This window comes from Alloprevotella sp. oral taxon 473 str. F0040 (assembly GCF_000318095.2).
Lineage (GTDB): Bacteria > Bacteroidota > Bacteroidia > Bacteroidales > Bacteroidaceae > Alloprevotella.
Genome location: NZ_KB290716.1, coordinates 246,092 through 264,103 on the forward strand (window position 1 = coordinate 246,092; position 18,012 = coordinate 264,103).

14 protein-coding genes and 1 pseudogene are annotated in these 18,012 nt (G+C 41.5%); 8 read left to right on the forward strand and 7 right to left on the reverse strand.

Annotation, left to right across the window (positions count from 1 at the left end; genetic code table 11):
- Positions 1-316: 316 nt before the first annotated feature.
- The 7 genes from HMPREF9999_RS05140 to HMPREF9999_RS05170 all read right to left on the reverse strand — a co-directional run bounded on the left by HMPREF9999_RS05140 (position 317) and on the right by HMPREF9999_RS05170 (position 10,737).
- On the reverse strand, positions 317-2,224 hold the full coding sequence (locus HMPREF9999_RS05140; RefSeq protein WP_157049613.1) for an ATP-binding cassette domain-containing protein: 1,908 nt from the start codon (positions 2,222-2,224) through the stop codon (positions 317-319).
- Complete coding sequence (locus tag HMPREF9999_RS05145) at positions 2,202-5,117, reverse strand: DUF262 domain-containing protein (RefSeq protein WP_009437391.1); 2,916 nt, start codon at positions 5,115-5,117, stop codon at positions 2,202-2,204. The genes HMPREF9999_RS05140 and HMPREF9999_RS05145 overlap by 23 nt, the downstream gene beginning before the upstream one ends.
- 89 nt (positions 5,118-5,206) lie before the next feature.
- Positions 5,207-5,431 (reverse strand): helix-turn-helix transcriptional regulator, encoded by a 225-nt coding sequence (locus HMPREF9999_RS05150; RefSeq protein WP_009437392.1) that lies wholly within the window; start codon positions 5,429-5,431, stop codon positions 5,207-5,209.
- A gap of 192 nt (positions 5,432-5,623) precedes the next feature.
- A complete protein-coding gene (locus HMPREF9999_RS05155; RefSeq protein ID WP_009437393.1) occupies positions 5,624-7,591 on the reverse strand; it encodes a hypothetical protein in 1,968 nt (655 codons plus the stop codon).
- A 140-nt stretch (positions 7,592-7,731) separates the two neighbouring features.
- Positions 7,732-8,991: a type II toxin-antitoxin system HipA family toxin gene (locus HMPREF9999_RS05160; RefSeq protein WP_009437394.1), complete on the reverse strand. Its 1,260-nt coding sequence runs from the start codon at positions 8,989-8,991 to the stop codon at positions 7,732-7,734.
- Between the two features lie 3 nt (positions 8,992-8,994).
- Entirely contained in the window at positions 8,995-9,315 is a 321-nt protein-coding gene (locus HMPREF9999_RS05165; RefSeq protein ID WP_009437395.1) for a helix-turn-helix domain-containing protein, read from the reverse strand.
- Between the two features lie 492 nt (positions 9,316-9,807).
- Complete coding sequence (locus tag HMPREF9999_RS05170; protein WP_009437396.1) at positions 9,808-10,737, reverse strand: restriction endonuclease; 930 nt, start codon at positions 10,735-10,737, stop codon at positions 9,808-9,810.
- A 374-nt stretch (positions 10,738-11,111) separates the two neighbouring features.
- On the opposite strand from HMPREF9999_RS05170, the gene HMPREF9999_RS05175 reads away from it, so the two are divergent.
- From HMPREF9999_RS05175 to HMPREF9999_RS10600, 8 genes and pseudogenes are all read left to right on the forward strand, one after another.
- On the forward strand, positions 11,112-11,510 hold the full coding sequence (locus HMPREF9999_RS05175) for a (deoxy)nucleoside triphosphate pyrophosphohydrolase (protein ID WP_009437397.1): 399 nt from the start codon (positions 11,112-11,114) through the stop codon (positions 11,508-11,510).
- 88 nt (positions 11,511-11,598) lie between these two features.
- Positions 11,599-13,044: a tRNA (N(6)-L-threonylcarbamoyladenosine(37)-C(2))-methylthiotransferase MtaB gene (gene mtaB, locus HMPREF9999_RS05180; RefSeq protein ID WP_009437398.1), complete on the forward strand. Its 1,446-nt coding sequence runs from the start codon at positions 11,599-11,601 to the stop codon at positions 13,042-13,044.
- 119 nt (positions 13,045-13,163) lie between these two features.
- The gene (locus HMPREF9999_RS05185; protein ID WP_009437399.1) at positions 13,164-14,216 is read left to right on the forward strand and encodes a glycosyltransferase family 2 protein; all 1,053 of its coding nucleotides are present in this window, start codon (positions 13,164-13,166) and stop codon (positions 14,214-14,216) included.
- A gap of 140 nt (positions 14,217-14,356) precedes the next feature.
- Positions 14,357-15,064 (forward strand): SAM-dependent methyltransferase, encoded by a 708-nt coding sequence (locus tag HMPREF9999_RS05190; RefSeq protein ID WP_044063141.1) that lies wholly within the window; start codon positions 14,357-14,359, stop codon positions 15,062-15,064.
- A gap of 231 nt (positions 15,065-15,295) precedes the next feature.
- On the forward strand, positions 15,296-15,661 hold the full coding sequence (crcB, locus tag HMPREF9999_RS05195; RefSeq protein ID WP_009437402.1) for a fluoride efflux transporter CrcB: 366 nt from the start codon (positions 15,296-15,298) through the stop codon (positions 15,659-15,661).
- Between the two features lie 123 nt (positions 15,662-15,784).
- A pseudogene (locus HMPREF9999_RS10725) lies at positions 15,785-16,843 on the forward strand (acyltransferase family protein); the annotation flags it as partial.
- 141 nt (positions 16,844-16,984) lie between these two features.
- Positions 16,985-17,728: an SGNH hydrolase domain-containing protein gene (locus HMPREF9999_RS10730; RefSeq protein ID WP_232301281.1), complete on the forward strand. Its 744-nt coding sequence runs from the start codon at positions 16,985-16,987 to the stop codon at positions 17,726-17,728.
- Between the two features lie 100 nt (positions 17,729-17,828).
- Positions 17,829-18,012: acyltransferase family protein (locus HMPREF9999_RS10600; RefSeq protein WP_009437406.1), on the forward strand; the 184-nt coding region annotated here is incomplete at its 3' end.

Consider the following 18,012-nt stretch of genomic DNA (forward strand, 5'->3'; position numbering starts at 1 on the left):
TGTGTCATAAGGTGCAAACGACATGTTGTTATCGACATTTGGGCTTGGTGACATACGGTATAAGCACCCTGTGCTATCAAGTCTCAGTGTCTTGCATTTTATGCATTCTGTTGCACCTATACAGGGCTGTGACACAAATCAGATTTTAGTACAGCCATATAGACACAACACACACTCAGTCCTATAATCACTCCCTATTGATCAGTTCCCTAAAGACTCATAAACAAGAGAATTGTATAGTTTATATTACAAGTTAATCTCAAGCTTACTACCTATGAAACAATTGTTAGAAAAATATCAATTCGGAAATTCTATCTTACAACCCCATCCTTGTCAATATTTTATCCCTTCTGATGGTGATTGCTTGCCTAGCCCCTCCTTTTTTAATTAGGCTTACAATATCGTAATCTTGATGAGCCTTAACAGTGTTCTTATTAATGTTCACCTCGTGGTCATATATCTTCTGTAATGCATCATCTAGGCATTCATAGCAAAATTGATCATATATTTGCATTTTGTGGTTCGGAGCGAAAGGCTCCAACGGACTACCATTCTTGAGTCCTGTCATATATATCATCTTGCACCCACCTCCTGTAATATGGGAATTCCCTGCTAAATCCTTATATATCCAAATGTTATCCTCTAAAAGTACAGAATAATATGCTTGATATGAACCATCAGCAGTCTTGTACTCTATATCTAACTGATTTCCTCGTGCTGTTAACAGATTACATCTTTGCGCTAAGCTTTCAATCTGTATCTTTAATCCAGAAATAGCCTCTTCCACCTCTACTAATTCATTTCGATAGATTTGTACCTCTTCCTCATAATGAGATAGTGGATGGATTAAGGAATGAAGATATGATTCTAAGAAAGAGATATTCTTCGTACACTCCTCTATCTTTGAGAAAAAGATCTTTACAGCCTTTACTCGCTGTGTCAACTTAAAACCTGGCACAATCGTATAATCATCATTCATAAATAACTCTTTAGGTAGACGAGAAAGCAACTCCTCAAGTGCTTTCCTGAAATAGTTTGCCGAAGCAGGTAGGTCTATATCCCTGTGACCATGTAAGTATTCTTTGGCACGGTCCAAAGATGAGACTCCATCAACCATAACCGGTACGGAGAAAGACTTACCGTCTTCTTTCTTTATCACAGAAAATAGATTAGTATACTTCCATCTACCTTTGGCGTGTGCTTCAAGATAATTTTTTGCCATATGATACCATGAACGATCATAAGTAGCTATTACTATCTGGAAGTGCTTGAACTCGTTATTAAGTATTTCCAATATAGGTTTCCGATTGACCGAGTCTATGCCTATGAAGATATCATCTAGAAACATGAAGTGCAATTCTTTACCAGGAGTTGCCTGCAGAGCTGCCAAGTATAGACAGATAGCAATAGCGGAAAGTCTAGCCTCGTTCAACCCTTCTGCATAGTTGTCAATATGAATATTATCTAAATCTATATTCAATCGTAAATCTTGCTGGATAGCCCATTCCCGCTTATTATTCCCATACGAGAATTTCATAGGCTTTAGATCAAAGCTTATCGCCAATCTAAAGTAAGGAAAGTAGCTTTGCAGATAGTAATTCACTTGAGTAAATAAATTATCAAGGACTGATCTTAACACTTTCTCAAAACTAAGAAGGTCTTTCTTACCTTTTTTGTGTTTATTCTCCTGTCTATTGTGAACCTCAAAAATATCTTTTTTGATCGATTTCCATTCCTTTGCCAACGGACTGTTTCTTCCCTGTCCTACAGGTATATGATTACCAAGTAGTTGTGTAATAAAAAAATGAAATAGATTAGGACTCCCTTCATCATACAGATAAACTTTTAGCAGGTCTCGATAGCTCAGAAACCCCTTGGTAAGAGCCAAGGCTTTAAGGTATCCAGTATTTTGAATATTTGTATTATCAATCCCACACCCAAATTTATGCTCCTCTATTTGAGAGAATTGTCTTGTAGATTCATCAAAGTCTCCAATACTTAGGACAATCTCTCCAGTCGCTCCAGCAGGCTTGTGCCTGTTGCTAACGTATAGAACAGAAGAACGAAAACTATGGATAAAATCACTCAAGGATTTGAATAGTGAACTCTTGCCGCTCCCATTTTCTCCATATAGAAGAAGATTCTCTCCATTCTCAAAGGAAAATGTCAGCCGATCGTAATAGGCTCGAGAATTTTCTATTTCAATTTGCTTTATTCTCTTCATATACATTATAAGAATCTATTATACCTGTAGCAGCGGATAGTTCTGCATAAACGCCATCTTTATCAGAGATAATAGCATAATAAACACTCTTTATCTGCTCATACTGCTGTGACGGCTCTAGATTTGTCAAGTCTATCAACTCTTTATCTATGCCTAATAGAGAAACATCATAGAACTCAAATAACTTACGGAGATATACTTCTTCCACCATTTTGTCTACCATATTTGTAAAAAAACTTCGATGTATATACTCTTGTGCTTGGGTATAGGGCATAATTTTATCAAACGTCTTCTGGAGCTTTAGTGGTAGTATCGGAATCTTGATAAGTTTAAGAATGCTAGTGGTCAGATTTCTCTTGGCTAGGTCGTGCTCCCGGAATACATAACTACTCTGTAATATTGCAGCAAGATATCCATTAGTAAACCCTTTTCTCTTAATTTTTAGTCCGATATAATTTTCATTCTTCTCGGGTTTATTAAAGAGAACTTCTAGCCTATTCTCGATTTTATTATCTCTTTTTATATAGATATCGCAGAGAACCTCCTCTTCTAATTTCTCAGAAGTAAGATAGTATAGTGTGGTGATGTCTCCAATTTTCCCCCACAGTCTCGTATTATTTCCGGTGTTCTCATATTCATGTCGGAACGCTTCAACCTTCTGCTTAAACTCATTAATACTGATATCTGATGACATTCTTTCGAACAGCCATCTAACTTCTTTTCGGACCTTTTCCTGATTCTCCTTTAGGCTATTCCGATTAAGGTTCTTCAAGAAATACCAAAGAGCATAGAAACTTTGCTGAGTACGCTTATTATTTTCTGCTCCAAGCATCTCATCCAAGTTTCTAGTTAGTACTTTATCGCTGTCATCATCTCTATTAGCTAATAGAACCCTCAGATTGCTGATAAATGAAAATTCGAAATTATTCACTGCCTCAATAAAGTCATCTTTCTTCTCTACATTTTCTAAAATTTTGGATATCTCTCCTTTTGAACGTAAACGAAAAGCTATGCGAGAGCCCACTTTATAGATATCAAGTGGACCTTTGTCTATAGCGTCTTGCTGATTTCCCTCAAGGTAAGAAAAGTATGAGAGTACAGTATAATTGTTCTCATTCTCCATGCGGTTACTCGTTTTCCGCATGAAGAACCAGTTTGAGCAGTTATTGTAAGATGACTTAATTGTATCTATTATCCCCCGATCTAGATATGAGTTCCACATTTCAAAAGTATCAGACTTTATAGGATAAGGCTTATTATTCAAACGAATAAACAGATCTAAAGGATCAAATTCAGGATTGTTTCTTTGGCTAATTTCTATGACCCACAAATCAAAACTTGTTATCTTTTCTTGCATATCCTCAGCTAATTGACTGAAATGTTTTCCCTGAAGATTGGTAAGAATACTATCTTTTAATTGGAGGGAAAAGCCATCTTTCTTCGACTTTGTGTCCTCTCCCATCTCATTCATATAGCCCCTTCCTAAGAAAGCAAGAATAGATAGAATACGCTGTTGACCATCGATTACCTCCGAAATTCCATTTTCTTTTTTGAATATGAAAATAGGAGGTAATTTAATACCCAATAATAGACTTTCTATGATTTCCGATGATTTTTTCTTGTTTATAACCTCTTCACGCTGATAGGGTGGACGAACCAAGAAACGTTGTCGTTTCATTAAACGACAGATGTCGTCAATTGTATATGTTGTCGGCTCAGGTTTATTGATGCGTAATTCTTGGTAGTTTGTGGTCGTGGTCTCCTTACCTTGACTCAACTCACGATTCTTCTGTTTAAATGTGTTGTCTGTTTCAATGTATAACTCCCTGTTAATATTATATACATCATCCAAATAATCAGCTATGATTCCATAGCGATTCGTTATCTGACTGTAGAATGAACTTCGATCCATCTCAAATGCATTGATATTTTCCACTATATGCATAGAGATTTTTTTTAAATCAGAAGAATTCTTCTTTGGTAAGCTGATATCGTTATTTTCCAAAATTGACAATGCCCAAAACATTACTTCGGATATTAGACGATTATAGGAGATTCCTTCTCTACTTACCATCTTCTTTAGCTCATCTAATAACTCCAGCTTTCTCTTGAATGAGTCAAATAGTTCTTCAAATTCTTCATTCGTAATTTGAGCAGACAATAAGTCATAGTATTTGTCTGTAATCCTCTGTTTAGCAATTGAATAGTACTTGATTGGAATTTGATGAATAACCAACAATTGACGAATCTTTTGCAACGACAACTCTACCTTCTTGTCTTCATACTTAAAAAGTCTGTCAAATTGCTCTTGAAAGTCCTTGTCTTGGAACTTTTCTCTGAAAAAGCTATTTAGATCGTCATCAAAATATATCGCTTGATCTATCTCGATGCTCTTCAGAGGTGTGATCCCCGAATTATAGCGTTTGAAAATTTCCTGTTTTACGGAATCCTCTTCCACTTGCGTGATGCCATCGAAAGATGCAAAACTAAACTCTATTATTCGGAGCTTAGTATCCCAAAAATCATTTTTTAATTCAGTAGGGAGTGACTCGAAGGTCTTTTTGTAAATTTTTAAGCCATCCAATTTCTTTAGACCAGACTTACTAAGCCGAAGCTCACCTCGCAAAAACCTCAAAATTGTTTCATAGCGCTGCCTGCCATCAATGATTTCCAAACTTCCTCTACTACGAAAAAATATAAGTGGAGGGATTTCAGTTCCTATTAGTATACTTTCTATGAAGTAGGTGGCTTTTTCTCCATCCCACACATAGTTACGCTGATAAGGAGGTGCATACTGAGTCTTTTTCACCTTTCCATCATCAAATAAACTGTCTATAGTAACAACTTTAGACTCAATCTTTAGTTTGTCTACAAATATTTCTCTTAGATTCATCGATACTGTACCTTATACTGTTTTCCCTTATTATAATTAATTCGCAAAACGGAATTCAATTGGTTGCTTCTCACAAACAACAGCTTGCTTTATACTTGATTTCTGTCTCTTTTGACCCGTACGGGGCCACACTCTGAGCCAAAGAATTCGAATACATTGTTGACTTTATCAAGGAGAAGCGGGGGCTTGCCATGCTCCGATTCACGAACGAAGCGCAGTCCCACTCCTGCTTTCTCAGAGAGGTCTACTTGTATCAGCTTATATTTCTTGCGCACCTCTTTCACGAATTGCCCTGTGGTTGTCTTTGCTACCATGTTACATCAATTACTTTGTACAAGCTCTACAAACGTGTATACGAAATGCCTTCTCTGGGTACATATTCAAGGCATATCATTGTACACAGCCACTTCTCTTCAAAGTCATTTTACCTTATCAGTAGCAAATATAGGGAATAAAAGTCATTATCCCCCTTTTCGGAGATACATTTTTAATGAGAAATCGTTAGATTATGCCTCCATATTCTCAACAATTTTGGATCCAATTCTGAGCTCATCTTCAATTTTGAGCAGAAACAGAATCAGTAGCATAAGAAAGATGTAATAGTTCTTGGTATGGATTTGTACATTGTCACCCACAGGTATTGCTCCATGTGCATATTGGTTCCGGATAGCAGGGCCATTGGTGTATTTCTCATTATTGAGATAGTAAGAAAACAGATTACGCTCAGATTCACAAAATAGATGATCGTCAATCTCTAACAAATCTTCGTCTTTCCATTTGTCTAGCATTTCACGAACAGACTTGTCATGATGCCAATACGACACTATACGATTGCGCCAAAGACAACCTAGTATTTCAATTGCAGATTTGTTGTCTGGTCTTAGTATCCCTTGCTCATCGATCTTGATGTATCCTCCGGTAATCAATTTATCTATCATATTCTTACGGTAATCCTTATAAACAGAATAAGGGACTTCACAACTTGTGATAAAATCATAGAAGTTATGAATCCTTGTAGTATCAACCTCTTCAACAACATGAAGGATTTTTGCTGTTTGGAACAAAAGCCTCATCGGTTCTAAAATTTCCTTAGAATGTCCCTTAATCACATAATACTTATTGCAGAAAAGGCTTTTAGTCTCTGTTATCAGCAACGGTTTCTCAAATGAAAATAGTCTAGGCTCTATATCTCCCTCTTCTACAAACAAATTGTATTGCTTTGAAACCGAATCCAACTCGGGCATTATAGTTCGACATTTAGCCACCCAATCGACATCTTCTGCTGGCAATGTTAATTGTAAAGTTGGATAGCCATAGTCTTCCTTAAAATGTTTCTCATAGAAGTTTTTCACCAAGGATTCCAATCTTTTTCCTATTGTGGGAAGCATTATCGAATAGAGGTTTATATTGGCTAGTGCAAGATTATTCCTAATCTGACAACTTTGATTCATGAAATAGGCATCTTTTCCATGGCCCATAAAAGCCCATTCCAAACTACTTGTTTCAGAATCTTTATTGACAAGATCTATCAGACAATCCTCACCTATCAGATTAAAAAGATATCCAAAAACGTGAATCATCTCCACTTCATTCAAGCTCTCTATGTATTTCAAACTATGAACTTGTATAAACCCATCTTCTCGTTGCTCTATTCTGGTTGGTGGAATATTATCACTTTTATCATACTCTACACCATAATCAAAATGAATCACATTTGCCTTTTCAAAGAACTTTTCATTCAATTGCTTTTCCACATCTTGTGCAAGAAGTCTTGTCTTTGGAGTAAGAATCATCTGATTAGCATTGTCCTTTACTTGCATCACCAGCCTCACGTAGTTGAGGTTTGGCTCGCTCTGGTTCAAGAAATCTACAATAATCTGCTCCTTGTCTGCAGATGTCAATGATGACGGGAAGAAGTACGTCCTATTATTATCATTTAAGCTACTGCGTGCATATTGGTCCAAGAGGATATGAGCAGATAGACTATTACTCATCATCTTGCTCTTGAGATATTTCGCGAACTTATTTACGATCCGTTCCTGTTGCAGAATCAGACGCAAATTTCCATCTTCAGTAAGGACCTTGTCCAAAAAAGACTCATCAAGCAAACCTAAAAGATTATAATTGGCGACCACCTCCCAGAATGATTCTTTATAGCTCCAGTCTATCGACTGGTAATAATCATATAGTGTATCTTTGGGTATAGCTCGTAGATATTTCACAATAATCCCTGAGAAACTCTTGACCCTTGATTTCAGACTATCAATATAATCCTCTTTCCAAGTTGATAGATGGTTGTCACGATCTATATGTTTTTTGATGTGATAGAGTTCCAGAACATCATTGATATCCTTGACGAATTTTGAGGTATCAAAATTCATCAATAGGTCCTCTATTTGCTGTAAACTCCAACCTATGCTCAAATCATGTTGGGAATAGTATTGTACTCTATGTCTTTCTATATTTATATCCATGAAATTATAATAGGTGGATTTCCTTTATCTACTGTACTATAATTATCTTCGTTAGCATATAAAACAACTTATACCCCATCAGTAGCAAATGTAAGGAATGGAAATCTATTATACAACCCCTCGGGGTTATTCATTTTGTTCTAATGACTTGCCGAAAATTCCCAGCGATCAGCAAAGAGGGCTATTTCTCTCTTGGTAATTCCCTGTCGAGTAGCCAAGGATAGCCAATCTTTCAGGGCATTACACACTTCCCCAATAATGGTATCGGCAATCTCCTTGCTCAGCATATATTCCTCTGAAGCATCTCTGAGAAGTGAGAGGTCTGCCTCGTTGGACGTAGAAGTAACCAGTAAACTCTGATGTTTACTTAATGTTGGGTTTATGTCGTAAGCAGGAGATAGTGTCCAGCCTTTGGGTGTAAGTAAGAATCCGTGATTTCGGAAGTGATCATCACTATTGCCAATGCAGATATTGAAAACAACACGACGATATAGTTCCCTTAGGTTACTCTCCACATCTGTACAGTGGCGAATGATAAAATCCACAATATCTAAGTAACCGTAACCATTCATGGCATTATCTCCATCATGCAATCCAAGAAGCGTCATAGCCGAGGCAAAGTGGATACGTTTCCCTTGCTCTGTTCTATCAAAACGCTTGGAGATTAGGGTGTGATGGGTCTCTGATGTTTGTAATACCCTTGTTTCAGCTACAGTAATCCCAGCCCTTTTCGCAAGCAAATGACAAAGATGTTCCCACAATTCCGCATCGTAGTCATCGTTACGAGAGGGGAATTTAGCAATCCATAGCGCACCATTAACATCGGAAACACTGGCTTTGGGACGTGCCCCTCCAAGAGAAGAACCAGGCTGAACCAATTGTGCTATCCATTTTTTGCCAGGAAGTTCGTTTCTGTCCTCACTATATTCTAATTCCTTACTGGCTTCTTGCAGTGCACGAATCTCAGTTAGAGGGGGAATCCTTAAAGTGGGGGTGCAATTGATAAAGTCAGCATCTGCACTTTCTTTAAAACGGAAACCTCCCATTCGGGAATAATCATCAATCCCCAAGAGGTAATCAAAGGAGGTAAGACGACGAAGAGGGCGTTTCTCCTCTTGTGCTAAAATCTGCTCTCTGCGATTAAGTAGTGTTCGCCCCCATCTATCGGGCAATGCATCCGAAAAGCATCCAAAAATATCACCACCTCCTGTTGTATATTGTACGCCCGAGTAATTGTTAAGATCTGCACTTAGGAATAATCCTCCCTGTGTTCGTAGCCATTCTTCATTGAGGCAGAAGCCATAGCTGTCTGTCCCCCGCAGAGACTCGTAGCTCAATTCCCCAACAAGTGTCGGTTCTTTCAGCCAATAAAAATCAGCATATACAAGTAGTTTCTGCATAGTTTATTCTTTCTTGGAGGCACGGCGGCGATTGATGAGAGAAAGGTCTTGGAGGCGCCGTCCCAGTTCATCGTCTTTAGCAAGGTGGAGAATGTCGTCCTCAAGTTGAAGGGCATAGAGTACTCGCAAGTAAATTCCGATTGACACAGTAGGGACTCCCTTCTCCACACGAGAGACAGTCAAAGGGGAACAAGTAGCACGCTCAGCAATCTGTGCCAAACTAAGATTACGACGCAGTCGGGCTAACTTGATTTGCTCTCCTACAATCTGCATCTTCTGCTCTAATTTTCGGGGCAACTTAGTCCCCATTGTATTCTTTGCCATATCTTCAACATATCATATAATATGCAAATATACGATTTTAATCTCACTATAATGATTGTTGGAAGAAAAATAAGTATCTCAAGTGTTTTTCCTGCACCACATTTCCTTAATATGCTCCGAAATGGGTACTTTTGCAGTGAGCAAGCGTGCTAAGTACAAATAGGAGGTGTTTTAATCTATTGATTTATAGAGTAAAACACCCAAAAGAAGATTGAAAGACTGAGAACTAAGCTATGCGGTACAAATATGTAAATTCCTATAAAACAATGAGATAAAGCTGTTTTCCTATTTATTTAAGGGGTATTTGTACCGATTAAAAGGCTAATCGCCTAATTGATAGATAGGTAAATATATTGCATCGGCAAATGATTTGTTGAGGCAGATACCCCTCAATTGCAGAAAATCACCCTCAGCAATTCGTAAAATCAATAAAGGCGTTCGTATTGAACGCCTTTATTTTTGTCTAAACTAAGCTTTAGGTTACTCGAGAAATCATTCATTATCCATTGCATCCCAGAAGTCCATGTCCATTTTCATGACTTTAAGCACCTTTTCGGTTTGCAAGCCAAAACCATAATCATAAATATATTCTGTCAACTGCTGACCATTTATCAAAATAATGGTAGGTGTTCCATTCAGACTTTCCACAAAGTCTATTGCTCCTTTACTGAAGTCCGAGGTAGTAATGAACACTCCTTTCTTAGAGGGTGTCCCTGCAACAGCCCCCACAAAACTTTGAACTTCATTACGACCAACCTTATTGTCTAAAGCATATCGCTTAGCTTGTATGGAAATATGATTGAAGCCAAATATATCTTCTTTGATAACCCCATCAATACCACCATCATTTGATAGTTTCGTAACGATACCAGAGTTCTTGACCTCACCACCATATCCCAATGTTTGAAGCAATTGAACCACTAATCGCTCAAACTCTTGTGGCTTTTTACTCAATATTGTCGTTAGAATCTGAGATTGTATATTCTTCTTTATTCTATCATAGGAATCTAACAAGCCCTCTTCTGGGGTTTGTTCATCTTCTTCCTTCATTTCTGATGAACTGTTGGTTTGCTTGTGAGATGTAGCCTTCTGCGATCTTCTTGCGCTGACTTTTCCTTTGACAAACTCTATAATTTCCTCATCAGTACATGAAGAAAGCATAGACAACCCTTTCTCACTGATTTTGTAATCCCCTCTTTGAGGCTTTTCTACAAGCCCTGCAATAAAGAGATAGGATAAAGCCCACAAAATACGGTCTAAGAATATTTCTATATTTCCAGAAGGATGCCTAGCTAGGAGCTCTTCCTCGGTCAACTGAAAGTACTTTGCCAAAGGTTCTCGCAAGTCTTTAGCACGCATTACTTTCCCGTTTTGCAATTCTTTTAGTACCGGTATTTCTATTTCGTTATATTTAGGTATCATAGTTAGACTTCTAATATTAAATCTCAATCGGAAAGGGTCGGAATTCTCATGAAGAGTACGTTATTCTCCCACTCCTCTGCTCAATGTGTCAAGAAAAATTCGTCCCTGTTGCGTTATTGTCAAATCATAAACGCATTAAATGAAATGCAAATATACTATTTTAGTCCTACAAGTATGAGTATTGGGCACTGAAACATCATTCTCTGCGCTATATTTCTTCAAAGTCCTTTGAAATAGGTACTTTTGCAGTGAGGACTGATACTTTATTCTAGGATCACAAACGCTTTATTCGCAAGAGAGATAAGAGCAATCGAAGGCTATCTGATAGAGAGTAAGCAGCAGAAATTTAGAAACTATTTAACACACAACTAACAATGTCAGAAGAACGAAAGAGCATCGAAGTTGTAGCAGCCGTGATTATCGATCAACAACGGGTATTTGCTACACAACGAGGATATGGAGAATGGCAAGGATGGTGGGAATTTCCTGGTGGAAAATTAGAAACTGGAGAAAGTCCCGAAGCAGCTTTGCGCAGAGAAATTCTGGAAGAACTAGCTACCCACGTGGATGTAGGGGAACGGTTGTGCACAGTGTCGCATGATTATCAGAATTTTCACCTCACGATGCACTGCTATCTGTGTCGAGTGGTGGCAGGAACTCTGTCACTTTTGGAGCACAATGCCGCTCGATGGTTGAGCCGCTCGGAATTGGAAGAAGTGCAATGGTTGCCCGCTGACGTAGAAGTGGTGGAATTATTGAAGGAAATGCTCTAGAAAGCTGACTTGCAGCAGCAAAGAAATCGCACGAAACACGCTCAAAATTTGGCATTCCCACCAGATAGCCGTAATTTTGCAGTTGAATATGAATACAAACGACTTGACTACTCATAACAAGAACAATACTAAAGCCGCAGAAGCCCCAACAACACAGGAGCAACATGCGGCTTCTACTGCGCATTCTTCCTCCATCATCTCCAACAAAAAGGCAACTTTCGTGACGCTGGGTTGTAAACTCAACTATGCCGAAACGTCTACGCTGCGCGACCGCTTGACCGCGCGCGGATGTTTGCCTGCCGAAGAGAAGGAAACTGCCGACATCTGCATCGTCAATACGTGTAGTGTCACGGGAGAAGCCGATGCCAAGTGCCGACACGCCATCCGCAGTCTACACCGTGAGCACCCCAACGCCTTTATTGCCGTGATGGGATGCTACGCGCAACTTTCGGGCGAAGACATAGCCAAGATTGAAGGTGTGGACCTCGTGGTGGGACAAGAACAAAAGGGGCGCATCATTGAGCTCATCGAGGAGCACTACGAAGCTCACTCCATGGGCGTGAAAGCCGAGACCGAATCGCATGGCGGCATCTTCTACACCACTCCACTAAAGGACATCAAGACTTTCGTGCCTTCTTGTTCCAGAGGTGAGCGCACACGCTATTTCCTCAAGGTGCAAGATGGTTGCAACTACTTTTGCACCTATTGCACCATTCCCGCAGCCCGCGGTTTGTCACGCAATGGCACCATAGCAGAAGTTGTGGCACAAGCGGAAGAAGCTGCGGCTGCTGGCGGACGTGAGATTGTGCTCACCGGCGTGAACATCGGTGACTTTGGCCGCTCCACGGGCGAGAACTTCTTTCAACTGGTGCAAGCTCTCGATCAAGTGCAAGGCATAGCGCGCTATCGCATCTCGAGCATCGAGCCCAATCTTCTCACGGATGAAATTGTGGAATACTGTAGCAAAAGCCGCGCCTTCATGCCGCACTTTCACATTCCCCTACAAAGCGGAAGCGATGGGGTGTTGAAACTGATGAAACGTCATTACGACACGGCACTTTTTCGCTCTAAAGTGGAACTCATTCGTCGCATTATGCCTGATGCCTTCATTGGCGTAGACGTAATCGTGGGCACGCGTGGCGAAACAGACGAATTCTTTGAGGAAGCCTACGAATTTATCGCTTCACTTCCCATTTCTCAACTCCACGTTTTTAGTTATTCCGAACGTCCTGGCACGGCAGCGTTGCGCATTCCTCACGTGGTGGATGCTCCCACCAAGCGCGAACGCAGCAAACGCCTCCTTGCCCTCTCTGAAGAAAAGCGCAAAGCACACTATCGCCAATTCATCGGTGCTGAAAGAACCGTGCTTTGGGAACACCTGCGCGAAGGAAAACCCCTCATGGGATGGACCGACAATTACATCCGCGTACAGTTGGCTGAGGGCGCAACAACCACTCCCGACGAACTCGAACGCGTGCGCCTAGGCAATTTCACGGAAAATGAGGAAGCATTGATTGCCACTCCCGTGGAATAATCGCATCGCCCTCCGCGCTGCACCCGATTTTGCGCGTGAGGGTAGCTCTTTGTTTTCGTTCTGAAACGACTTTTCTTTTATGAAGAAGAGCAAAAGCCATTAAATATAACCAAGCATTCATGATAGCTGTCGTCATACTCAACTGGAACGGAGCCGAGATGTTACGCCGCTTTCTCCCTTCGGTGGTGGAGCATTCCCACCACTTGGGGGAAGTCATCGTGGCGGACAATGGTTCAACCGACAACTCTTTGGAAATCCTGCAACAAGAGTTTCCTGAAGTGCGCCCCCTCGTGCTAGACCACAACTACGGTTTTGCCGAAGGCTACAACGAGGCTTTCCGCCGCTTGGAAGAAATCGCTCCTCATCACTACGACTACTACCTACTACTCAATAGCGATGTGCGCGTTACCGCCCAGTGGCTCCGTCCGCTGCACACCTATATGGAGCAACACCCCGAGGTAGCAGCAGCGCAACCCAAGATACGTGCCGAATGGGCGCATGACACGCTGGAATACGCAGGAGCATCGGGAGGTTTTATCGACCGATATGGGTATCCTTTCTGCCGTGGCCGTCTGCTCTCTGTGGTGGAGACAGACCACGGGCAATACGACGACATCGCCTCTATCTTTTGGGCAACGGGTGCGGCACTTCTCATTCGTCAGGCAGACTGGTGGGATGTGGGCGGACTAGATGGCCGCTTCTTTGCGCACAACGAGGAGATTGACCTCTGTTGGCGTCTGCGCGCTCGTGGTCGTGGCATCGTGTGCATCCCAGAGAGTGTGGTTTATCATGTGGGCGGTGGCACACTGCCGCAGGAACATCCGCGCAAAACCTACCTGAACTTCCGCAACAATCTCACGATGCTCTTCAAGAATCTCCCCGAAGCGGAGTTGAAGCCCGTGATGCGTGTGCGCTGTTTGCTAGATTTTGTGGCCTTTGTTCAGTTCTTGCTCAAAGGTGACCTCGCGAATGCCAAAGCCGTGCGCAAAGCGCGTCGCGACTTCCACCAATGGCGCAAAGATTTTGTGAAAGATCGCCAAGAGAATCTCGCCCTCACAGTGGAACATCCCATCGCAGAGCGCATACAGCGCAGCTTAATTGTCGGCTTTTTCCTCAAAGGTCAAAAGACTTTCTCTGCTTTTATGAAGCGTAAGCAAGGAACTAATATATAGAATCCGCGACATGCTAACGTCTACTTTCTAACGTCTAAAATCTAGCGTCTAATCAACGTCTAGCTAATGCCCAAGCCACGCTTGTCGTGGCGAGCTGAAAGGGGTCTGTGACCCTCTAATGTCTAATTTAAGTCTAGCTCATGTCTAGTCTCTATCTCATCCCAGTCACCTTGGGCGATACGCCCCACGAACGCGTGCTTCCTGCTCACAATGCAGCGATAGTGCGTGGCATCCGTCATTTCATTGTCGAAGAAATCCGCACAGCACGTCGATTTCTCAAAGCTGTCGATCGCAACATCGACATCGATAGCCTCACCTTCTATGAAATGGGAAAGCATGCCGACCGCGCTCGTTTCAGCGAATACCTCAATCCCCTGCGCAAGGGCGAGGATGTAGGCGTAATCAGCGAAGCCGGTTGTCCTGCGGTGGCAGACCCAGGAGCAGACCTCGTGGCCATCGCCCAACAAGAAGGATTGAAAGTCGTGCCACTCGTAGGGCCATCCAGCATCCTTTTGGCAGTGATGGCTTCGGGTTTCAATGGCCAGAGCTTCGCTTTCCATGGATATCTCCCCATTGATGGCGGAGCGCGCAGCAAACGCTTGAAGCAACTAGAAAGCCGTTCGCGCGAAGAGCACCAGACGCAGTTGTTTATCGAGACCCCCTATCGCAATGCAAAACTCTTTGCAGACATCCTCTCCGCTTGTTCTCCCAAGACCCGCCTTTGCGTTGCTGCTGGCATCACCACAGATCAAGAATGGATTTGCACGCGCTCTCTCAAAGCTTGGAAACAAACAGGCTTCCCCGACTTAGGTAAGACTCCTGCCATCTTCTTGATTTACGCTGGATAACATTTAACATCTAGGGATGATTAACAGATAGCACTAGGGCAACCAACGTACGATGGAAAGCCGCGCAACACACTAATCTCAAAGTCTACCTGCGCAGCCTCTAACGTCTATCCCCTAACATCAAAACTGCCCAAGGCCTGCGAAGTAGAAGTCGACTAGAAAGATTTCGTGCAGCCCCCTAAGCTCTAAAGTCCATCTGCGCAGCCTCTAACATCTAACGTCTATTCTCTAATGTCTAACTTCTTATCTGTTGGTTTAGGTTGCTTCTTGGGTGGTTGCCTTCGTTATCTCCTCAGTCTGTGGTTAGGCGCGCCCAACTTCCAACACTTTCCGTGGGCTACATTGGCAGCCAACCTCCTCGGTTGCCTACTCCTCGGGCTTTTCAATGGATGGATGTTGCAACATTCCTCCTCCACTGCCCTACGACTCTTTCTCACCGTTGGACTTTGTGGAGGTTTTACTACCTTTTCCACCTTCACCAACGACCTCTTCCTTCTCGCACGCGGAACGCAATGGGGCACTACCCTCGCTTACACCTTGGTCAGCCTCATCGGTGGCGTAGCACTCTTGATTGTAGGCTACAAACTGACCACGTAAGCAGAAGAAGAATTTCACAAATACACTCCTAATTTCAGAGTTTTCTCAGAAATTTACACTATAGTTTCTACTGAAGAATGAACTCGTCAATCTTAACTTTGCTACTATAATAAGCACGCTCTCATGACCTATCGTCCCGACATAGACGGACTGCGCGCAATTGCCGTATTAGCCGTCATTCTCTTCCATCTAAACTCCTCGTGGTTGCCTGGAGGCTTCCTCGGAGTGGACATCTTTTTCGTCATTTCTGGCTACCTCATTGGCGGCATCCTCTATCGCGAGCTTTCCACTAACACCTTTTCTCTCAAACGATTCTATCTCCGAAGAATGCGCCGCATCCTGCCCGCCTTCTTCGCGGTGGTTATTATTAGTGTTCTCGTTGGAATGTTCTTAATAATTCCAGGTAGTAATGAATCTATAGCCTTAAAGAGAACTGCACTTGCTAGTGTCTTTTTTGCCGGAAACCTCTTCTGCGCTCTAAATGCTGGCTATTTCACAGCCTATGCGGAAATGCAACCACTAAACCATTTATGGTCCTTAGCTGTAGAAGAACAATTCTATCTGATTTACCCTCTTATACTATGGGCATTATAGAGAATAATAAAAAAAATAAACTATCAGAATTCTATTCTAATTCTTCTTTCTATCCTATTCATCTTTATCATCAGTAGTTTTTCTTTAGCTTTCCTTCCTATTCACTTCAGAGGTTCAGTTATGGTAGCCTACTACCTACCTCATTTGAGGTTTGGAGAACTCTTGATTGGAGCTTGTTACGGCATTTGGGTTAATCGTATCAGCATAAATACTCAATCAGAAAATAATATTACGACAAACAAAAGTCAACCAGCGAATCATTTTTACAACAAGAGGAGTCTTTTAGCAATCATCTCCGTCTGCTTACTTTTGGGAACTCTCATACTCCCGTTCCCTACCAAGTTACCATGGTTCCCTGGCTTTTCAGCAATTATTCCATGTCTAGCAACTGTAGGAATAATGCACTGTGGTTTAAACTCCGCATGTAGCATCTCACGTTTCTTATCTCATCCCATTATTGTTTACATCGGAAAGCTATCCTATTCTCTTTATCTATGGCATTGGCCTGTCCTTGCCTTTGCGCGCTACATACTACAACGCCCTTTAGACACCACGCAGCTATTTTATTGCATGCTCGTCATCCTTTTCCTATCGGTTGTATCATATTATACTATAGAATATCCTCTTCGTCACAAACAATGGACTTTTACTAAAACTTTCTCTATATACTATCTCGTCCCAGCCACTATAACGATCATATTATGGTTTGTTGTTCCTTACAAAAATACGATGGAACCATACACCGTATGCGGAGCACCCAATTATACTACTGAACAATACCAAAATATGATAATTGGCGATAGTTCTAAAAAAGCGAATGTATTAATAGCAGGAGATTCATATACGATTCATCTTCTAGGCTTCGTACAAAAAGTGGCTAAACATGAAGGATGGTCTGCAAAATTTTCGGGAATTCATGGGAGTCCATTTTTATTAGATTATGTTCTCCCTAAGTTCCATGCCGATAAGGATATTAAGAAAATGGTTTCTTCTAGGAACTCACAACTAATCTCCCAACTTAGAGATTACAAGACCGTAATTCTTTCCAGCAACTGGTCTGAATATATGGATGATACTCCGACTTTCATGACCGAAATAGACCGAACACTAGATTACTTAACATCACATGGTCACCACACTATAATGGTTTTCTCAGCACCAAACTTAGAAACCTCGCGATTGCCTGAAACATTTGCTCGTCTACAAGGATTTTCGCTCCCAGTGCATTTCACAGAGCAAGAAATCAAAGGTAAAGCATATCACGAAGATATAGCTATTCGCAAACACCTAATGCAGCATATTAAAACGAAGTTTCCGAAAGTTGTATGTATTGATTTGCTTCCTCTTGTCCCTAAAGACATTATGGTCGAAGGGAAATCTGTGATGAGAGACAATTACCACTTCAGCTTTTTTGGTGCGCAATACGTAGCAGACCAGTTTATCCAAAGGGGATATCATCTAATAGCTTCGTAACTGCAACAAACATTCTAAGGAAAACTCAATCTATTCAGAGTCGCTACCAGCTATCATGACTTTTCTCTCATCTTGCACAAAGCGATTTTCTTAATAAACTATGACCTATCGTCCCGACATAGACGGACTACGCGCAATTGCCGTATTAGCCGTCATTCTCTTCCACCTCAACTCCTCGTGGTTACCTGGTGGTTTCCTCGGAGTGGACATTTTTTTCGTCATCTCAGGCTATCTCATTGGTGGCATTCTTTATCGCGAACTTTCCACTAACACCTTTTCTCTCA